This is a genomic window from Methanosarcina sp. 1.H.A.2.2, assembly GCF_000979975.1.
In the GTDB taxonomy this organism is placed as follows: domain Archaea; phylum Halobacteriota; class Methanosarcinia; order Methanosarcinales; family Methanosarcinaceae; genus Methanosarcina.
The window spans coordinates 1-2847 of sequence record NZ_JJQL01000024.1 but is presented as its reverse complement, the minus strand read 5'-3'; the positions used below and the strand labels follow the sequence as shown (position 1 = coordinate 2847).

The 2847-nt window shown below is 41.2% G+C and carries 1 protein-coding gene; it reads right to left on the bottom strand.

The genetic code is table 11. The features are described from left to right. Positions 1 to 1960: lectin like domain-containing protein (locus EO93_RS04135; RefSeq protein ID WP_048161219.1), on the bottom strand; the 1960-nt coding region annotated here is incomplete at its 3' end. Positions 1961 to 2847: the final 887 nt, after the last annotated feature.

The following is a 2847-nucleotide window of genomic DNA, read 5'->3' as shown; positions in this document are numbered from 1 at the left end:
AAGTTCCAGGGGAGAGAGCACTGTTGGAATAGGAACTGCTTTTAACACCGGATTCAGAACGCTTTACCACTCCGTTAAGGTACCAGTTTACAGTACTGTTATGGTTTGTGCTGATACTGAACTCTTGCTGATCTCCTTCATAGGTCGTGATATTTCCCCCGGGGTTTGCAGAGATAATTGAGAGTGGAGTCATTGTTATGTAATTGCTCTTTGTCTCAGAGTCGAGCCCTTTCCTGTTGCTGACATTCAGAGATACAGTATAATTTCCGTATGAGGTATAGGTGTAGACCGGGTTACGGGCTGTTGAGTCCATAATTCCGTCCCCGTTAAAGTCCCATTCCCAGGAAAAGGCATTTTTCGAGAGGTCAGTGAACTGGACTGTGAGAGGAGAAACCCAGCTGGTGACATTTGAAGAGAATTCGGCTTCTGGGAGCGCGTCAACAGTTGTGAAAGCTTTTATGCAAAGGTTTGTTTCTGAAAATTTAGATATTGATATTAGGTCTTGCCAGCTGTTTCCATCCTGACTTATATAGCTTTCTCCGGGGTTGGCCTGTGCTTTACTGCTGTAACTGTCAAGAGGTATCTCAATTGCAAGAAGGTATGGATCGGAAGGATTGCTGAACTTTATAACCACTGAAAATTTTTCCCCGGAAGTCAGGCTTACTGGCGAATTCAGCAGGTGGGTATGATATCCAGGCATCGGGCATACACCGTTTTCTTTTACAACAAAATTCTTTTCCGAATTAACGGGGCCAGTTGTCGGGTTTTTATAAACGTATATCTCATAAGCCGTATCAAGATCCTTAGTATAGAATCCTATAGCCTCCAGTTTTTCGTTCCCTCCCGAAGAAAATACATTGCCCCCCCAGGCAGTTGAATATTCAGGATACCCCAGTGAGTTTATCCATCCGAGTGGGTCATACTGGTAAATGCAGTCAAAGTTGTCCTTTTCTGCAGCTGTAAACACTGCATTTTCGTTGTATCCGAGCCTGGTGTCATAATAGGAAATATAGAAGTATCCTTCTTCCCCAAAGGTTTCTCCCCAGCTGTTCTTTATAATAAAAGCTCCATCCCCGGGAGGGACCTGTTTGAACATATTCCTGTCAAAAGAATCGTTCCAGCCTACGATAGTTATTGCATGGTTGACTTTACTTGAATCTGTGTATAGATATGCATGGTTATTTTCCTGGTAATAGGCCGAGCTCCAGCACATTGTGGAGTACACGGCTCCGTAATCCATAAGTGCCTTTTTGATCCACTCATTGTCCAGAGGCTCCTTTCTCTCGGGAAGTAAAAGCACTTCCTGGATATGTTTTTGCACGGGAAGTCCTGTAGGGGAGTAGATAGATGTTTCACTAAAAGGATCTGCAGATTCGTTTATGGGTCCGCTCCATCGGGTAAGATACGCCATAGATATGAGTGCATTTCCGCCGTTAGCAGAAGTAAGGTCAAAACCGTCGGAATAATATTTTGTAACAAGGTTTTTCATGTTATTTTCGGAAAAGTCTCGAGTTTTTCCTTCTGTCACCAGGATGTAAGATTCAAGGGACGCAATGCTCGAAAAGGCCCAGCAGCTTCCGGTATCTCCCTGATTCTTCACAGAGGTGATCTTTCCTTCCTCCCGCAGGTCATATGTTGCAGGAAGTTCCGGACCTGATACTCTAAACAAAAGCTTTTCCACAGGCCTTGAGAGCCCGGAGAGGTTTACCGGAGAGGGTATATATCCAGTACCTGAAATGTGGCCGTAATCAGAAGACGAGATGGGTTCAACCGGATCTGACCGCCCGGGCTCCAGAAACTCGGGGTTCAGAGGAGCCATTTCAATCGCAGGTTCTGAAATGGATTTATTGTTCAGGGGCAGATCTAAGTTTTCGACACTTCCGGCGGCAAAGTTCGGGATGCCGAATAAGCACGAAAATAAGATTGTAAATGTAAGCAGGAGGGAATTTATTTTCTTCAAGAATTCTCGGCCTCGGGTAGGATCAATTTCTGGTTAACTTATTAAGGACACACCGCGAAATAATATGGGTAACTTATCAGACTGTCCCCCCCCCATTTTCACAAGCAGGCTCATCGATTAAATCCCACAATAATTATGCGTTACCCAGGTTATTTCGTAACGAGTCCTAAGATATTACGGAGTAACTGGTAAGGGGATTTTTCTGAATTCAAATCTTTGGACTAGATGCAAATTGCAAGTGGATCTTCAGCAATCATCAGTCGATATAATGTTCCTCAGTAGATTCATCTTAAATGATAATTCATAGGTCAATTTATAATATTTATGTATGAGTCCGGTTCGAACTGAATACATTTTTTACTTGAGTAATTAAGTTATTTGTGTATTTAATAATCTTTCAACATGAACGGTTATTCAAAAAGTCGATTTGAAGGGCCTGACATTGACTTATTATTAAAAGTAAATAAGCTGGCATGCATATAAATATATGTCGAAAGTAAAAATACTCTTTTTTTAGGTGACAGTAACATATTTAGTTAATCCCATTTTATTCATTAAAAAATATTTTTTTTATGAAGGGGGTAGAAATAAGTTAATTTGTAGATGCTGTTGCGGTCTGAGACTTTTTATTATTTTCTGAGTTTTTGATTGATTTCAGTCACCGAATGTGGAAAATAAATATAAATTTTGACGATCCCAGAAGATATTAAATAATCTAAAAAAGTAATAAAGAATATTAAAAAATAATGGGAAACCTGGACTCTGTTTCCCGCTTGTTGTTAAACTGTTTTTTCAATTTGCAGGCCCTTCGCGCCAGAGCCTTATAAGTTCCCCGAGTCTTTCGCTCGTTAATTCTACTCCTGTGTTCGGGGCTGGAAGACGATTTT